Genomic DNA, 16,220 nt, shown 5'->3' with positions numbered 1-16,220 from the left:
GCAGAACGTAAAGAATCCCGTTGGGACCGCGGCTTCCCCTCCGCATTCCCAACGGGATCTTCATGTCCTAGTTTATGTATCCATGCGGGTTCAATCAAGATCACTCAGCAGTTCATCTGTCAGCGATCGCAGGAAATCCCCCGCGCTGGCGTCGATCTTCACCGCAGCCAGGTGATCCGAGCCCGTGACGCCGTGATTGACGATCACCACCGGAATCCCATTATTCGCCGCGCGCCGCACGTATCGCTTGCCGGAATTTATGGTCAGTGACGTTCCGGCCACCAGAAGGGCCTCAGCTCGGTCAACGATGTATTTGGCATAGCGCACGCGTTCCGGTGGCGCGTTCTCTCCGAAGAACACCACGTCAGGCTTGAGGATCCCACCACACACTGGGCAGTCCAGGACTTCGAAGTGTTCGGTGTGCTCAATGGTCGCGTCCGCGTCCGGTGCGTACTCGATGTCGTGGCGCGTGGCGACGTCGTCGTAGAAGCCGGGGTTGAGCGCATCCAAGCGGTCGGAGACGACATGACGCGGAATGCTGGTGCGGCAGCGGGTGCAGATGACTCTCTGATGGGTTCCGTGCAGGTCCAGGACATCAATGCTCCCGGCCTTCTGGTGCAGCCGGTCGATGTTCTGCGTGATGATGCCCCGCACAATGCCCCGGCGCTCCAGAACGGCCAGCGCTGCGTGGGCGGCGGATGGTTCCGCGTTAGCCACGAAATGCCAACCGAACTGATTACGCGCCCAATAGTGACGCCGCATCCGCTCCGACCCCATGAACTCCTGATAGGTCATGGGTGTTCGCGGTTTGGCCTCCGGGCCGCGGTAGTCGGGAATACCCGAATCGGTGCTGACGCCCGCGCCCGTGAGGACGGCCAATTGCCGCCCCTTCAAGGCGGAAGCCGCCGCGGGAAGCCCAGCGGCGGCGTCGAGCGCGTTCGGATCCGGAAAAAGTGCCGCGTCAACGGGCGCACCGTATCCGGCGCGGATCACCCGGACCGGCATCAGTACTGCTCGAGCTTGGCCAGTGCCTGTTCGAAGCGTTCCAGCTGCCGGGGTTCCATGACGTCCGACTCGAAGTAGTCCACCACCGTGCCCCGCGAATCCAGCACTACGGTGTGGCGGTTGGCGTAGCCCCCATCCTCCGCGAGCACGCCATAGCGACGGCTCACTTCACCGTGCGGCCAGAAATCGGACAGCAATTCGAAATCGTAGGATTCCTGGCGCGCGAACGCATCCAGTGTGAAATAGCTGTCCGTGGAAATGCCCAGCACCTTGGCGTTGCTCTTCTCGAACACCTCGGGGTGATCCTGCAAGTAGCACAGTTCACTCGTACACACGGGCGAGAAGGCGAACGGGAAGAAGATGAGGACCACGGGGCTGCCCTGGAATTGCGACAGCGTCACGGCTTCACCGTGCTGATTGGGCAGGGTGAAATCCGGCGCGGGAGACCCGACGGAGGTCATAGGAGCAACTCCTGGCGTAAGTGGTTGATGTTCCGGCACGAGGTCAGAAATTGCGCTTGGGCGCCAACCGGGTGACGGACCAATCGGGGGAAACTCGAGCGGTGGTGGTGACGTGCAGTCCTGCTGTCGGAGCGGCGTCCTGGACGTCTGCCGGAGAAACGTGACCGTCACGGCCGGACTTGGGAGTCAACAACCAGACCACACCGCCCTCATCGAGGGTGGCCTGGACGTCAACGAGTTCGTCCACCAAGTCACCGTCGCCCTCGCGCCACCACAGGATGACAGCGTCCACGACTTCTTGTGCCTCGTCATCGAACAGCTCCGAGCCAATGGTGGCCTCGATCTGGTCCCGCAACTGAGCGTCGACGTCGTCGTCGTAACCGAACTCCTGGACGTAGTCTCCGTCCTTCAAATTGAGCTGGTCCACCGCGGACTCGTCGGGGGCCTTTGCCTCGCTCACCGTATATACTCCTTCTTGATGTAGACGTGCTACCGCCCACAGTGCCGATGCACTGATGGATGCCTTGGCCAGCGGGTGCCGGGCCAAACATAGAAACGGTGCGATACAAGACAACACCGGATTCAACTCTCGTTCAAGCTCTGCGGGCTGGAAACAGTTGATTCTAATTCTTGTGACGACTCCGATGTGACCGGCGGAACCACCGTGGAGCGGTATGACCACTGGCCGTTTATGAGACGATATATAGCAAAGCGGTACGTCCCACCGGGGCGCCGATTGACGCTCCTCGCCGGGCCAACCCCGATCCACGGAGCCGAAGATAGAGAGGTTGAAGTGTCTTCATCCAGCAACCACCACATTCTCAGCGGCCTCACGAATAACCTGGAGGACGCCAATTCCGAGGAGACCCAGGAGTGGATCGAGTCCTTCAAAGGGCTGATTGAAACCCAGGGAACCGAACGGGCGCAGTACATCATGCGGGCCATGCTGCAGTACGCCGGCGCGCACTCCGTGGGTGTGCCCATGGTGACCACCTCGGATTACGTGAACACCATCCCGGTCGACCAGGAACCGGAATTCCCCGGCGACGAGGAGATCGAGCGCCGCTACCGCGCCTTCATCCGTTGGAACGCGGCGGTCATGGTGCACCGCGCGCAGCGTCCCGAAATCGGCGTGGGTGGCCACATTTCTTCCTACGCCGGCGTGGCCACGCTCTACGAAGTGGGCCTGAACCACTTCTTCCGCGGCCCCGAACACCCGGGCGGCGGCGACCAGATTTACTGGCAGGGTCACTCCTCCCCCGGTAACTACGCACGTGCCTACTTGGAAGGCCGTCTCACCGAGGAACAGCTGGATGGGTTCCGCCAGGAGAAGACCAAGGCACCCGAAGGCCTGCCCTCGTACCCCCACCCGCGATGCATGCCCGGTTTCTGGCAGTTCCCCACGGTGTCCATGGGCATCGGCCCGATGAACGCCATCTATCAGGCACAGTTCAATCGATACCTGCACAACCGCGGTATCAAGGACACCTCCGACCAGCACGTGTGGGCCTTCCTCGGTGACGGAGAAATGGACGAGCCCGAGAGCCGTGGGCTCCTGCAGCTGGCCGCAAACGACAAGTTGGACAACCTGACGTTCGTGATCAACTGCAACCTGCAGCGCCTGGACGGACCCGTTCGCGGTAACGGCAAGATCATCCAGGAACTCGAAGCGTTCTTCCGTGGCGCGGGTTGGAATGTCATCAAGGTCGTGTGGGGTCGCGAGTGGGATGACTTGCTCGAGAAGGACAAGACCGGCGACCTGGTCCGCATCATGAACGAGACGCTGGACGGCGACTACCAGACCTATAAGGCTGAGTCCGGCGGATTCGTGCGCGACCACTTCTTCGGCAAGTCACCGGCCACCAAGGAACTCGTTGCCGACCTCAGTGACGACGAGATCTGGAACCTCAAACGCGGCGCGCACGACTACAACAAGGTGTATGCCGCATACAAGGCTGCGCTCGAGCACAAGGGTCAGCCCACGGTGATCCTCGCCCAGGCCATTAAGGGCTATGGCCTGGGTTCCCACTTCGAGGCTCGTAACGCCACGCACCAGATGAAGAAGCTGACCCTGGACGACCTGAAGGTCTTCCGCGACCGCATGCGTATCCCGATCAGCGATGAAGAGCTCGAAAAGGACCTGTACGGCGCACCGTACTACCACCCGGGTGCCGATTCGCCGGAGATCAAGTACATGCTCGAGCGGCGTAAGGAACTGGGCGGCTTCACCCCGGACCGCCCGCACGAGCAGAAGGAGATCACCCTCCCCACGGACAAGGCGTTCAAGTCCGCGAAGAAGGGCTCCGGCAAGCAGCTGGCCGCGACCACCATGGCCTTCGTGCGCATCTTGAAGGACCTGATGCGGGAGAAGGACTTCGGTCAGCGCATCGTGCCGATCGTCCCCGACGAGGCCCGAACCTTTGGCATGGATTCGTTCTTCCCGACCGCCAAGATCTACAACCCCAACGGGCAGAACTACCTCTCCGTGGACCGCGAACTGATGCTCGCGTACAAGGAGTCCGAGCAGGGCGTCCTGCTGCACCCGGGCATCAACGAGGACGGCGCCACGGCCGCGTTCATCGCGGCCGGCACCTCCTACGCCACCCACGGTGAGGCCATGATCCCGGTCTACATCTTCTACTCGATGTTCGGGTTCCAGCGCACCGGTGACATCTTCTGGGCGGCAGCGGACCAGCTGGCACGCGGTTTCGTCATTGGCGCCACCGCAGGCCGCACTACGCTGACCGGCGAGGGTCTGCAGCACATGGACGGTCACTCCCCGATGCTCGCGGCCACCAACCCCGCCGTGATCCATTACGACCCCGCCTACGGCTACGAGATCGCGCACATCGTGAAGCGCGGTATCGAGCAGATGTACGGCACGGGTGACGAGGACCACAACGTCATGTACTACCTCACGGTGTACAACGAGCCTATCCACCAGCCGGCAGAGCCGGAGAATGTGGACGTCGAGGGCATCATCAAGGGCATCTACTTGCTCAAGCCGGCCGAGAACGAGGGCCCCCGCGCCCAGTTGCTCGCCTCCGGCGTGGGCGTCCCGTGGGCCATCGAAGCGCAGAAGATCCTCGCGGAGGACTGGGGTGTTTCGGCCGACGTGTGGTCGGTGACCTCGTGGATCAACCTGCGGCGTGACGCTCAGGCTGCCGAGGAAGAAGCTTTCCTGAACCCGAACGAGGGTGCCCGCACCCCGTATGTGGCACAGGCTTTGGCCGGTGCCACCGGCCCGGTGGTGGCCACGAGCGACTTCACGTCAGACCTGCCGGACATGATCCGTCAGTACGTGCCCAACGACTGGGCGTCGCTGGGTGCGGACGGGTTCGGATTCTCGGACACCCGCGCCGGCGCACGTCGCTTCTTCAAGATTGATGCCCACTCCATGGTGGTGCGCACCCTGGAGATGCTGGCCAAGCGTGGCGAGGTGGACTGGTCCGCCCCGGCGCAGGCGATCGACAAGTACGACCTGCTCGACCCCAACGCCGGAACGTCCGGTAATGCCGGCGGAGACGCCTGATCCCACCAACCGTGAGGTGAGAGTCACCGGAGCTACTTTCCAGGTGACCGCAACCAACGGATGAACGCCGATGCCCGTTCACGTTTTTCGTGGACGGGCATCGGCGTTTTCGATGCACTAACCTCGTTCCATGGCTTCCGATTCCAAAGGCACTTCGTCCGCAAAACAGCGCTCCTCACGCCGAGTGACGTGGCCACTGCGTAATCGACCAGCCGGAAGCCCCCACCCGCGCACGCTCGACAATCTCAAGGCGAATCTCGGCCAGGTATCCACCGTGGCGGTGCAGCGGTTGAGCACCTCTCTGCCGTGGTTCTCCCAGTTGCGGGCCGACGAGCGCTCCGAGCTCGGGTTGCTGGCGCAGCGCGGAATCTCATCCTTCGTGCGGTGGTACGAGGACCCCCAGGAACCGGTCTGGGTGCTCACCGAAGTATTCAAGCAAGCGCCCACGGAACTCACGCGTTCCATCTCTTTGCAGAACGCGTTACAGGTGCTGCGCATCGTGGTGGACGTGGTGGAGGAAAAAGTCCCGGAACTCGCGCAATCCAGCGATGAAAGTGCGCTGCGCGAAGCGGTGCTGCGGTTCTCCCGTGAAGTGGCGTTCGCCGCTGCCGATGTCTACGCGAAGGCCGCCGAGAATCGGGGTTCGTGGGACGCCCGACTCGAATCCTTGGTGGTGGACGGGATCCTCCGAGGTGACCGTTCGGATTCCATTCGCTCACGCGTGGCAGCTCTCGGGTGGACGGATCAGGGTCAAGTCACGGTCATGGTGGGAACCGCACCGGCAACCACCGGCCCTGGCAGCGTGGACAAGATCCGCCGCTCCGCCACCAGATACGCCACCGAGTGTCTCGTGTCGATCCAGACCGACCGGCTGGTGCTTGTTCTGGGTGGCGTCAATGATCCTCGCCGTGCCCTGACCAAGCTCGCGTCCGTGTTCGGCGACGGTCCCGTGGTGTATGGCCCCGCTGTCGACACAGTATTTGACGCCAAGTACTCGGCCGACCGTGCCTCGGCAGGGTTCCGAACGACGTCGGCGTGGCCTCAGGCCCCGAGACCGGTCGATTCGGAAGATTTGTGGCCCGAACGCGCCATGTCGGGTGATCCGCTTGCGCTGACCGCCATGGTCGATGCCGTGTGGGCCCCGCTCTCCAACTCCTCGACCGGTCTGGTGGACACGCTCAGCACGTATTTCAGCGTGGGCAATTCGCTCGAGGCGACCTCCCGCGAACTATTCGTTCACGCCAACACCGTGCGCTACCGGCTCCGCAGGGTCTGCGACATTACGGGGTGGGATCCGCTGATCCCCAGGGACGCTTTCGTACTGCACTGCGCGATGGTTGCGGGACGCTTGAACTCGCCCCAATAACGTGGGTTTGTAGGAGTCGCACAAAGCCTCACACTCCACTTGGTGGCCCAGGACACCCCCGATCCGCTCACGATTTGGTGGAATGGGATGGTGATAGCCGTAGTTTGCCCGGGTCAGGGCTCCCAGAAACCAGGTTTCCTCCGCGAATGGCTGACCGTGGACGGTGTGCCAGAGCATGTGGCGCAGTTGTCCGAGGCCGCCGGGCTCGATCTTGCCCATTACGGCACCGAGGCCGATGAGGAAACGATCAAGGACACAGCCATCGCGCAGCCCCTGATTGTCGCCGCTGGCCTTGTGGCCGGGCGTTTGCTGGCTGACTCGTGGAAGAGCCGCGACGACATCGTGTTCGCGGGTCATTCCGTCGGCGAGATCACCGCGGCAGCCCTCTCCGGCGTGCTCAGCGAAGCCGACGCCATGCGTTTCGTGCGCGTTCGCGCCACGGAAATGGCCAAGGCCGCCGCGGCAACCCCCACGGGCATGGCCGCGGTCCTGGGCGGCAAGGCCGACGACGTCGCCGCAGCCATCGCAGCCGCTGGCACCTCCCCCGCCAATGCCAACGGAGGCGGCCAGGTGGTGGCCGCGGGCACCCTCGAGCAGCTGGAGGTGCTCAAGGAGAACCCCCCTGCCCGTGCCAAGGTGATTCCGCTCAAGGTCGCCGGAGCGTTCCACACCGAGCACATGGCCCCCGCTTTGGATCCCCTGCGTGAATTGGCACCGCAGTTATCCCCGCAGGATCCCGAACACAAGCTTCTGACCAATTTCGACGGTTCGGTCATTACTTCCGGAACCGCGGTGGTCGAATCTCTGGTGGAGCAGGTGTGCCGTCCCGTTCGGTGGGATGCCTGCATGGACACCATGGCCGAGTTGGATGTGGATCGGCTCATCGAGCTGCCGCCGGCGGGCACTTTGGCCGGCTTGGCCAAGCGCGGGTTGAAAGCTGCCCAGGCAAGCGCGGTGAACGAGCCCGCGGATCTGGATGCGGTCCGGAGTATTCTGAGCTAACAACGGTGCCTCGCCTTCGCGCAGCACGCAACGGATTCGCACCAGGTAAGGAGTCAGCCTCTCGTGGCGACCATTAAGCAGAACATCCCGAACGCCCATTCCAAGATCTTGGGGATGGGTGCCTACCGTCCTTCCGTGACGGTCACCAATGACGACGTGTGTCAGTGGATCGAGTCCTCGGACGAGTGGATCGTCAAGCGCACCGGCATTCACACCCGCAAACGCGCGCCCAAGGACGTCTCTGTGTTGGAGATGGCCGAGCACGCCGCTCGTGAAGCGTTGGAGAACGCCGGGCTGACCGGCGAGCAGTTGAGCACGATTATCGTCTCGACCGTCACTTTCCCGTACATGACGCCTTCTCTGGCGGCCAAGCTTGCCGACCGCATCGGTGCGACACCGGCGGCCGCCTACGACGTCTCCGCTGCCTGCGCCGGCTACTGCTACGGCATTGCCCAGGCGGATGCACTGGTGCGCTCCGGTGCGGCCACCAACGTTCTGGTGATCGGCGCTGAGAAACTCTCCGATGTCATCGACAACGGTGAGCGTTCAATTTCCTTCTTGCTCGGCGACGGCGCCGGCGCTGCGGTGATCGGTCCTTCGGACGAGCCCGGCATTGGCCCCTCAGTCTGGGGCTCGGACGGTTCCAAGTGGGATGCGATTCGCATGACCCACCCGCTCACGGACATCCTGACGGTGGAGCAGGGCGGCGAACGCTCATTCTCCAAGGACCTCGCCGACCCCGAGACCGGCGAGATGCGCCCAGATGCCACCATGTGGCCCACGCTGCGCCAGGACGGTCAGACCGTATTCCGTTGGGCTTCCTGGGAAGGCGCACGTGTCGCCCAGGAAGCGCTCGACGCCGCCGGTCTGGCTCCGGAGGAATTGGCCGCTTTCGTGCCCCACCAGGCCAACATGCGCATCATCGATCAGATGGCCAAGGTGCTCAAACTGCCCGAGTCGGTCATCATCGCGCGTGACATTGCAGACGCGGGCAACACCTCCGCCGCGTCCATCCCGTTGGCCACTCATCGCCTGCTCGCGGAACACCCGGAACTGTCCGGAAAACCCTCGCTGCAGATCGGTTTCGGAGCAGGGTTGGTTTACGGCGCGCAAGTGGTGTTACTGCCCTGAACCCGCCAGTCAGGTGTCGTAGGGTAAGACCGCACACCTTATGTTCTCGGATCGTTCCGGAAGTTTCGGCACGAACCACCGCGACAGCTCACCAGAGCGTCGTCGTTCAATAGCAAGGTTGCGTAACGCGACCCCAGAGAAAGGAAGCCACCATGGCGAGCAAAGACGAAATCCTGGCCGGCCTGGCAGAAATCGTGAACGAAGAGACCGGCCTGGAGACCGAAGCTGTCCAGCTCGACAAGTCCTTCACCGATGATCTCGACATCGACTCGATTTCCATGATGACCATCGTGGTCAACGCTGAAGAGAAGTTTGATGTGACCATCCCGGACGAAGAGGTCAAGAACCTCAAGACCGTCGAGGACGCCGTCAACTTCATCGACAACGCTCAGGCCTGAGCCCCCGATGAATCGCGGCGTGCCGGGCAGACCCCACAAGGGTCGCCCGCACGCCGCGCTTCATCTACCGGACCCCTGGCCGCGGCCAGCGCCCGGAACCCATGCGATCCCGGACACGAGGAAGTGCAGATAATGTCCCGCAAAGTAGTTGTCACCGGCTTGGGAGCCATCACCCCCATCGGTGAAAACGTCCAGGAAACCTGGGCCAACGCTCTCAAGGGCGTCTCCGGTGTTCACGCCCTGGAAAATGACTGGGTCGAACAATACGACCTGGCGGTGCGCATCGGCGCAACCGCCCCCGCCCCCTCGGAAGAGGCCGTCTCCCGCGTTAAAGCCAAGCGCTTGGACCCCTCAGGACAGTTCTCCGTGGCTGCCGCGCGCGAAGCCTGGAGCGACGCCGGTTTCTCCGGCGACAACGCAGACACCAGCGACGAGGTGGACCCCACTCGCGTGGGCGTAGCCTTCGGCACCGGAATCGGTGGCGTGTGGACCCTCTTGGATGCTTGGGACACCATGCAGGCCAAGGGCGCGCGCCGTGTCAAGCCCATGACCGTTCCCATGCTCATGCCCAACGGCAACGCATCATCCGTGAGCATGGAGTTCAAGGCCCGCGCCTGCGCCATCACCCCGGTTTCCGCGTGCGCCTCCGGAACCGAGGCCTTCTACCAAGGCCTCAACCTGATTCGTGAAGGCAAGGCGGACGTGGTGATCGTGGGCGGCGCCGAGAGCGCCATTCACCCCGTGACCATCGCGGCTTTCAATTCGATGCAAGCGCTCTCGCGTCGCAACGATGATCCCCAGGCTGCGTCCCGCCCGTTCGACATCGACCGTGACGGGTTCGTCATGGGCGAAGGTGCGGGCGCGTGCATCCTGGAGTCCGAAGATCACGCCAAGGCCCGCGGTGCCAAGATCTACGCTGAGCTCGCGGGAGCGGGTCTCAGTGCGGATGCGCACCACATCACCTCTCCCGCGATCGGAGACGAGGGCGGGCCCGCGCGGGCTCTGCGTGAGTCCATGACTTCGGGTGGTTTCGAGCCCTCGGACATCAAACACGTCAACGCGCACGCGACCTCCACCCCCGTGGGTGACATTCCGGAGGCCGGCGCCCTGCGCGCCGCATTCGGCTCCGAAGTGGACAACATGGCAGTCTCGGCCACCAAGTCCATGACCGGACACTTGCTCGGTGGCTCCGGTGCCGTGGAAGGCGTGCTCACCATTCTGGCGCTCAAGAACCGAATTGCGCCGTGCACCATCAACCTGGACAACCAGGATCCGAAGATCGACCTGGACGTGGTGACCGCGGCCCGCGATCTGCCCTCGGGTGACATGGTGGCCATTTCCAACTCGTTCGGATTTGGCGGTCACAACTCCGTGGCTGCCTTCCGCTCCGTTTAGGAGTCAAGTCACCAAGCCGATCAAAAGAGCCCCGGCTCGCACCGCTGACGGAAAGCGGTGTGAGCCGGGGCTCTTTTGTGAATTCAGGAGGCGTTAGCGCGCGTAACGCTCGCGAGCGCCGTCGAAAACTGCGTGGGTAAGTTCGGACCTAGACCGTGATGTAACGACAGGATGGTCCGCGTGTGCTGAAAAAACGGATTAGCTGACGCGGTGCAGCCAGCGCACAGGCGCGCCCTCAGCTGCGTGGCGGAAGGGTTCCAGTTCCTCGTCCCACGACTCCCCCAGGGCCACCGAGAGCTCGGTGAGAAGGAGGGTGGGGTCACCGGCTGCGGCCTCGTAGGCGTAACGTATCCGGTCCTCACTGACCACAATGTTGCCGGCAACATCCGTGGTGGCATGGAAGATTCCCAAATCGGGCGTGAATGACCAGCGAGAGCCGTCGTTACCGCGGCTGGGATTCTCCGTGACCTCGAATCGGATCCGACCAAGGGTGCGTAGCGCGGACGCCAAAAGTGCGCCGGTGCCAGCGACCCCCGACCACTCGAGTTCGGCGCGCATGGCACCCGGCTCCGCGTTCTGAGGGGTCCACTCAAGATCCGTTCGCTGCCGCGAAACGGACTCCAGAGCCCACTGGATGTGGGGGCACAGCGCCTGGGGTGCAGAGTGCACATACAGCACTCCGCGGGTGGTGGGTGAAGACATAGCCTGTTCCTCCGTCATGTAGGTACGTCTTCCCCAACGTCCTGCACGGAGTCCCTCGGTTCACCACCGCAGACACATTTAATTGTTGTGCAGCCACCATGAGCTCTTCTCGCGGATTCGAGGCCGGTGGATCAGCTCGCGTGACTGCTGGCACCCATTGTTCAGTAGCAGAGAGAGCGGGTCAACCTCAATCCGTTGCGCCCCAAAGATGTCATGCTCTCGGATGCGCCTGGGCATAGGCCTTTTTGAGCCGTTCAACCGACACATGAGTATAAATCTGAGTGGTGGCTACGGTGGAGTGCCCCAGCAGCTCCTGCACACTGCGCAGGTCCGCTCCCCCGTCCAGTAGGTGCGTTGCCGCACTGTGTCGTAAGCTGTGGGGCCCGCTCGCGTGCGTATCCGGCACGGTACGCAGGGCTTCTGCCACGGTACGGCGGGCAACTCGCGCGTCGATTCTGCCGCCACGTGCGCCCAGGAAGATGGCCTCACCGGATTTCTCGGTGGCCACGACTTCACGACCACGCCGCCACAGTTCCAGCGCCTGCCCCGCCCGTTCTCCGTAGGGAACTCTCCGCTGTTTGCTGCCCTTACCGGTCACCGTGATCACCCCGGAACTGCGATCGATATCCGAACTGTTGAGGTTGACCACCTCGCTGATGCGGGCGCCGGTGGCGTAGAGCATTTCGACCAGGGCCCAATCCCTGGCCGCCAGCGCGACCTGGCGGTCATCCTCCGCGGGTTGTTGAGCGGTTTCGGCCAGCGCATCGAGCATGTCGGACAACGCGGTGGCGTTGACCACCTCGGGAAGGTGCTGGCCCTTTTTCGGCCCTTTCAAGGAGGCAGCGGGATCATGGCTCAATCGGCCACTGTCCACCGCCCAACGACAGAACGTGTGAACCGAGGCAATCCCCCGGGACACAGAACTGCGCGCAAGTCCTCGCTGGTGCCGCTGCGCCAGCCAGCCCCTGAGGGATTCCCTGTCGAGGTCCTCCAAGCCCCTCAGCCCCTGGGACGTCATCCAGTCGGACAGTTCCTCCAAGTCCCCCACGTAAGAGCGGACCGTGTGCTCGCTCCTGGCCTTCTCGTGCCGGAGGTGGCGAGCGAACAGCGCGATGTCGGAGGTGAGCGCCGTGACGGGCTCATAGACCTGTGCCGAATCTTGGGAGAGTTCCTGTGGCGATTCATTCGCGGGATACTGCGGGGCCATTCCTCGAGCCTACTCGGCGCCACCCCAACAAGGAGTCGGCGGCCAGCCCCCGCGAGCGCAATGTGGAGAGACCCGTCATGACCTCCGTGGGAGACAGCCCGGACACGCGACACAGATGGGACGGGCCGGCATCTTGGCGCAGGGGTAGAGCATCGTACAGTCGCAAGAGATGGGGTTCCAACGAGTCCTCCGGTCGCCGGGCCAAGCTGTCCTGCTCGTCCTGGATTCCCACCGCGGCGTCGTTGCCCAGTGGCCCGAGAAGTTCGAGGACTTCGGATCCATTGTTGATCAGCACCGCGTGATCCTCTCGAATCAGTTTGTGACATCCGGCCGACCCACCGCTCAGTACGTCACCCGGCACCGCTGCGACCTCCCGAGACAGCGATTCAGCGTGGTGCGCGGTATTGAGTGAACCGGAACGCCATGCTGCCTCGGTGACCACCGTGGCACGGGACAGTGCGGCTATGAGCCGGTTGCGTTGCAGGAAGCGATAGCGCGTGGGTGAGCACCCGAGTGGTACTTCGCTGAGCAGTAGCCCGTATTCCTCGATCCTGCCGAGCAGACCCGCGTTGGCACTCGGGTAGAACCGGTCCACTCCGCAGGCCAAGACCGCAACGGTGGGCGGTTCTGACGTGCCCGCTGTGAGGGCTGCGGAGTGCGCCGCGGCGTCGATCCCGTAGGCACCTCCGGAGATGATGCACCATCCCTCGCCGCTGACCTGGTGGGTGATGTCCCGGGTCACCGCCGCGCCGTACGCGCTGGCGTTGCGTGAGCCCACCACGGCCACGCTGTGGCCGAGGCCCGCAAGGTGATTGCGGTCGCCGCGACCCCAGAGAGCGGTGGGCCGGCTCAGACCCAGGTCGTCGAGTTGTTCGGGCCAGTCAGGATCCTCCGGAATTACGACCCATGCGCCCAGGGAGTGCGCGTTCCGGGCGTCAGTACCCGGATCAACCACGGGCAGCCTTGAGCGCCAGGCTTCGAAGCGAGCCGCCAGGTCTGCCGGTTTGCAACGCAGTCCCCAGGAGGCCATGGCGGACTGTAGTTTTTGCACCAACCACGCCGGCGGAGACGCCTGAGAGGTCACGGTCTCCAACAGGGTGATGGGCCCCAGGCAATGCAGCAGGGCCATCCCGGCTCGATCTGCTGGTTCGAAGATGCGCGCAAGCTGCGTTCTGGCCCGGCGTAGTTCTTCCAGGTACTCGGACGCGGCCGGCTGGTCGGTTGTTGGCTGGTTCATGAGGTCACCGTGGTCTTGAAGAAGAGGGCGAGTTGCACGTGCTCCGAGGTAGGGGATCCGGCGCCGGCCAGGTCCGCGAGGGTCCAGGCGACACGGAGCACCCTGACGTAGCCACGGGCGGTCAGCGTGTGGTTGTCCATGGCCCGCTTCAACGACTGAACGGCTTGCCGCTCCGGTGAGAGGGTCTTGCGCAATAGCGACCCGGGAACATCGCTGTTGAGGTGGATCCCATAGCGGGCCAGCCGTTCTCGCTGGGCTACCCGGGCAGCAGCGACTCGATGTGCCACGGTCGCGCTGTCCTCCGGCGGTTCCCCTCGTGCAGAGTTCAACTCGTGGTACGTCACCGCGGGGACCCTCAGTTGCAGGTCCACGCGGTCGACCAGGGGGCCCGAAAGTTTGTTGAAGTACCGGTGCCGTTGCTGGGCACTACATGTACAGCGGCTACCGACACCGTCTGCTTGACCGCACGGGCACGGGTTCGCAGCCAGGACGAGTTGGAACTTGGCGGGATAGCGGGAAACGTTCTGCGACCGCGCAATGGTCACAGTCCCGGATTCCAGGGGCTGTCGCAGCGTGTCCAGAACGCGGCGTTCGAATTCGGGGGCCTCGTCGAGAAACAGCACTCCCCGATGGGCCAGCGAAATCGCGCCGGGGCGCGGAATGCCGCTCCCGCCGCCACACAGCGCCGGTGTGGTGATGCTGTGGTGCGGGGCCTGCAGCGGTGGTCTGCGGATCAATTCGGAACAATGCGAGTCACCGCGCAGCGAGTGTATGGAGGTGACTTCCAAGGACTGCTGATCGTCCAGATCCGGCAGGATCCCGGGTAACCGTTCCGCGAGCATGGTCTTCCCAGCGCCCGGCGGCCCGACCATCATCAAATGATGCCCACCGGCCGCCGCGATCTCCAACGCCTGTCGACCTTCGATTTGACCCACTACGTCGCGCAGGTCCCGGTGCTCGATAACCTCTTGCACCTCTCGAGCTTCATCCGAAGCTGGGCCGGCCACGGGCACCCTGTTCAACAAGTGCGGGTCCGCGCCGTGCATCACGAGCAGTTCCGCCAGGTGGGAGACAGCGGTGACCCGCGCGCCGGACACCAATCGGGCTTCCTGATAGTTCTCGCGAGCCACGACCACTGTGGAGTACCCGTTCAGCACCGCCGCGTGCACGGCGGGCAATACCCCTCGCACGGGGCGCAGCGACCCATCAAGACCCAGCTCTGCCAGGTACACGGTGTCGGAGGCAGCCCGGATGGCACCGTGAGCCGTGAGTACGGCCATGACCACGGCGACGTCGAAGTGAGAACCGCGCTTGGGCAGGGTGGCCGGTGAAAGATTGACGGTGATCTTCCGCGCTGGAAGCTTGACACCCGCGTTGCGGGCGGCGGCACGGATACGTTCCCGCGATTCGTTCACGGCCTGGTCCGGGAGTCCAATGATGCTGAAGGCCGGTAGTGACTGGCCGATGTCTGCCTCGACATCCACCACGTGGCCTTCCAGCCCTACCAACGCCACGGACTTGGTGCGCGCGAACCCTGTCATGACTCATCACTGCCCGAGCACGGTCGAGAGGCGGCACACGGTGTTAGAGGTTCGAGGTGAATCAGAAAGTGTCTGGGCATGGCACCACCATGGCGGTGCGTGCCCGTCTAGCCCAGACCAAGCGGCCTGCTGTGCAGTTCTGGAGTTCGATCCCCGCGGTGGTGGAGGTCCGACGGCCCGTGGGCAGCGGCTCTGGACTACGGCTCCACGGGTAGTGGGTCACCGGCAGCCTGAGCCGGAGCGGACGGGGCTGCGGAGTCGCCGGAGTCACCGGCCTCGGGTGCGGAGGTGGGCTGAGTACCGGGTTCCGACGGCTCCGGATCTTGCGGAGGCTCCGGATCTTCCGTGGGTTCTTCGGGCGCGGGGTCGTTGGTCGGGTCGGATCCCCCGTCATCGGGTGGTGGCGAGTCTTCCGGATCTTCCTCGGGAGGTGTTTCCTGTGCCGGTGGGTCCGGTACCCCGGGATCCGCCGGTGATGCGGGGCGCGGCGCGGCGGGCTCGTTTGCGCGATCCGGACTCGGACGCACCGCGCGATCCTCGGAGTCGCCCATAGAGGGAATGAGTTCCATGGACGAGAACGTGGCCGGTAGACCGCTCAGATCGCCCACAAGGATTTCGTCGCCGCGGCTGCCCACGGGTACATCGCCGGTGTATTGGGCAACGGTTTCGTCAACGCGCCGGTCGATGTCCTGGGCGTCTTCCTCCGACACCCGGTCACCGCCGGCGTTCTTCCACTGGCCGTTGTCGTCCCGCGTGGATGACCACTCGGGCAGTACTTTGGGCAGAGCGTCGAGGCGATAAATGGCGCCGTCCTCGGCGGTCAGAACCAAGCGACTCACGGACACGGGCTCGCGGCCCTCCCGATTGTCGATACTGATTTTGGCGTACAACGCACGCTTGATTCCCGCGTCCTTGCGGAGGTTCTCCACGTCCTCATCGGGAGGCGGTGTGGCGGGTAGCGTGATCCGCACGGAGGCACCCGATGGCAAGCTCGCGTTGAACGTTCCGCCCCGCAGTCCCGCCGCGGAGCTTTCTGATGATGCCGTGGGAGACTGCTCTGTCTCGGTTTCTTCGACACCGTTACAGCCGGTCAGCGCCGTGATGAGAAGGCCCGCGGCCACCAAGGCACCCACGGTGCGCCGGCGTGGCAGAGAGAATGTCACCAAGCGGCCCTCACTGATCATCGACTGTTCAGGGGGCCTTACTCGACCCCCGAACTACCGTGACACGTCGGCCAGGCATT

Annotated in this window: 14 protein-coding genes; 6 read left to right on the top strand and 8 right to left on the bottom strand. The window is 63.9% G+C overall.

Annotation, left to right across the window (positions count from 1 at the left end):
* Positions 1 to 90: 90 nt before the first annotated feature.
* The 3 genes from ABD283_RS01610 to ABD283_RS01600 are packed head-to-tail and all read right to left on the bottom strand — an operon-like array spanning position 91 to position 1,926.
* Entirely contained in the window at positions 91 to 1,005 is a 915-nt protein-coding gene (locus ABD283_RS01610; protein ID WP_344223314.1) for a Sir2 family NAD-dependent protein deacetylase, read from the bottom strand.
* Positions 1,005 to 1,466, bottom strand: coding sequence for a peroxiredoxin (locus ABD283_RS01605; RefSeq protein WP_344223313.1), 462 nt, complete (start codon positions 1,464 to 1,466; stop codon positions 1,005 to 1,007). The genes ABD283_RS01610 and ABD283_RS01605 overlap by 1 nt, the downstream gene beginning before the upstream one ends.
* A gap of 43 nt (positions 1,467 to 1,509) precedes the next feature.
* Positions 1,510 to 1,926 (bottom strand): DUF3052 domain-containing protein, encoded by a 417-nt coding sequence (locus ABD283_RS01600; protein ID WP_344223311.1) that lies wholly within the window; start codon positions 1,924 to 1,926, stop codon positions 1,510 to 1,512.
* Positions 1,927 to 2,259: 333 nt separating this feature from the next.
* Between ABD283_RS01600 and aceE the strand changes: the two genes are divergently transcribed.
* The 6 genes from aceE to ABD283_RS01570 all read left to right on the top strand — a co-directional run bounded on the left by aceE (position 2,260) and on the right by ABD283_RS01570 (position 10,290).
* The gene (gene aceE, locus ABD283_RS01595) at positions 2,260 to 4,998 is read left to right on the top strand and encodes a pyruvate dehydrogenase (acetyl-transferring), homodimeric type (RefSeq protein WP_344223310.1); all 2,739 of its coding nucleotides are present in this window, start codon (positions 2,260 to 2,262) and stop codon (positions 4,996 to 4,998) included.
* A 130-nt stretch (positions 4,999 to 5,128) separates the two neighbouring features.
* A complete protein-coding gene (locus ABD283_RS01590) occupies positions 5,129 to 6,364 on the top strand; it encodes a PucR family transcriptional regulator (protein ID WP_344223309.1) in 1,236 nt (411 codons plus the stop codon).
* A gap of 90 nt (positions 6,365 to 6,454) precedes the next feature.
* Complete coding sequence (locus ABD283_RS01585) at positions 6,455 to 7,366, top strand: ACP S-malonyltransferase (protein WP_344223369.1); 912 nt, start codon at positions 6,455 to 6,457, stop codon at positions 7,364 to 7,366.
* Between the two features lie 63 nt (positions 7,367 to 7,429).
* The gene (locus ABD283_RS01580) at positions 7,430 to 8,497 is read left to right on the top strand and encodes a beta-ketoacyl-ACP synthase III (protein ID WP_344223307.1); all 1,068 of its coding nucleotides are present in this window, start codon (positions 7,430 to 7,432) and stop codon (positions 8,495 to 8,497) included.
* Positions 8,498 to 8,649: 152 nt separating this feature from the next.
* The gene (locus tag ABD283_RS01575) at positions 8,650 to 8,895 is read left to right on the top strand and encodes an acyl carrier protein (protein ID WP_016996935.1); all 246 of its coding nucleotides are present in this window, start codon (positions 8,650 to 8,652) and stop codon (positions 8,893 to 8,895) included.
* Between the two features lie 132 nt (positions 8,896 to 9,027).
* Positions 9,028 to 10,290: a beta-ketoacyl-[acyl-carrier-protein] synthase family protein gene (locus ABD283_RS01570; RefSeq protein WP_344223306.1), complete on the top strand. Its 1,263-nt coding sequence runs from the start codon at positions 9,028 to 9,030 to the stop codon at positions 10,288 to 10,290.
* Positions 10,291 to 10,488: 198 nt separating this feature from the next.
* On the opposite strand, the gene ABD283_RS01565 is transcribed toward ABD283_RS01570, so the two are convergent.
* The 5 genes from ABD283_RS01565 to ABD283_RS01545 form a co-directional block, all read right to left on the bottom strand.
* A complete protein-coding gene (locus tag ABD283_RS01565; RefSeq protein ID WP_344223305.1) occupies positions 10,489 to 10,992 on the bottom strand; it encodes a DUF3145 domain-containing protein in 504 nt (167 codons plus the stop codon).
* Between the two features lie 211 nt (positions 10,993 to 11,203).
* The gene (locus tag ABD283_RS01560) at positions 11,204 to 12,199 is read right to left on the bottom strand and encodes a tyrosine recombinase XerC (RefSeq protein ID WP_344223304.1); all 996 of its coding nucleotides are present in this window, start codon (positions 12,197 to 12,199) and stop codon (positions 11,204 to 11,206) included.
* Positions 12,174 to 13,436, bottom strand: a complete 1,263-nt coding sequence (gene dprA / locus ABD283_RS01555) for a DNA-processing protein DprA (protein ID WP_344223303.1) — start codon at positions 13,434 to 13,436, stop codon at positions 12,174 to 12,176. Before dprA ends, ABD283_RS01560 begins: the two co-directional genes overlap by 26 nt.
* Positions 13,433 to 14,977: a YifB family Mg chelatase-like AAA ATPase gene (locus tag ABD283_RS01550; protein ID WP_344223302.1), complete on the bottom strand. Its 1,545-nt coding sequence runs from the start codon at positions 14,975 to 14,977 to the stop codon at positions 13,433 to 13,435. Before ABD283_RS01550 ends, dprA begins: the two co-directional genes overlap by 4 nt.
* Before the next feature lie 197 nt (positions 14,978 to 15,174).
* The gene (locus ABD283_RS01545; protein ID WP_344223301.1) at positions 15,175 to 16,140 is read right to left on the bottom strand and encodes a hypothetical protein; all 966 of its coding nucleotides are present in this window, start codon (positions 16,138 to 16,140) and stop codon (positions 15,175 to 15,177) included.
* Positions 16,141 to 16,220 lie beyond the last annotated feature (80 nt).

Origin of the sequence: Kocuria atrinae (assembly GCF_039531425.1) — a bacterium.
Lineage (GTDB): Bacteria > Actinomycetota > Actinomycetes > Actinomycetales > Micrococcaceae > Kocuria > Kocuria atrinae.
This window is presented reverse-complemented; position numbering and strand designations above follow the sequence as displayed.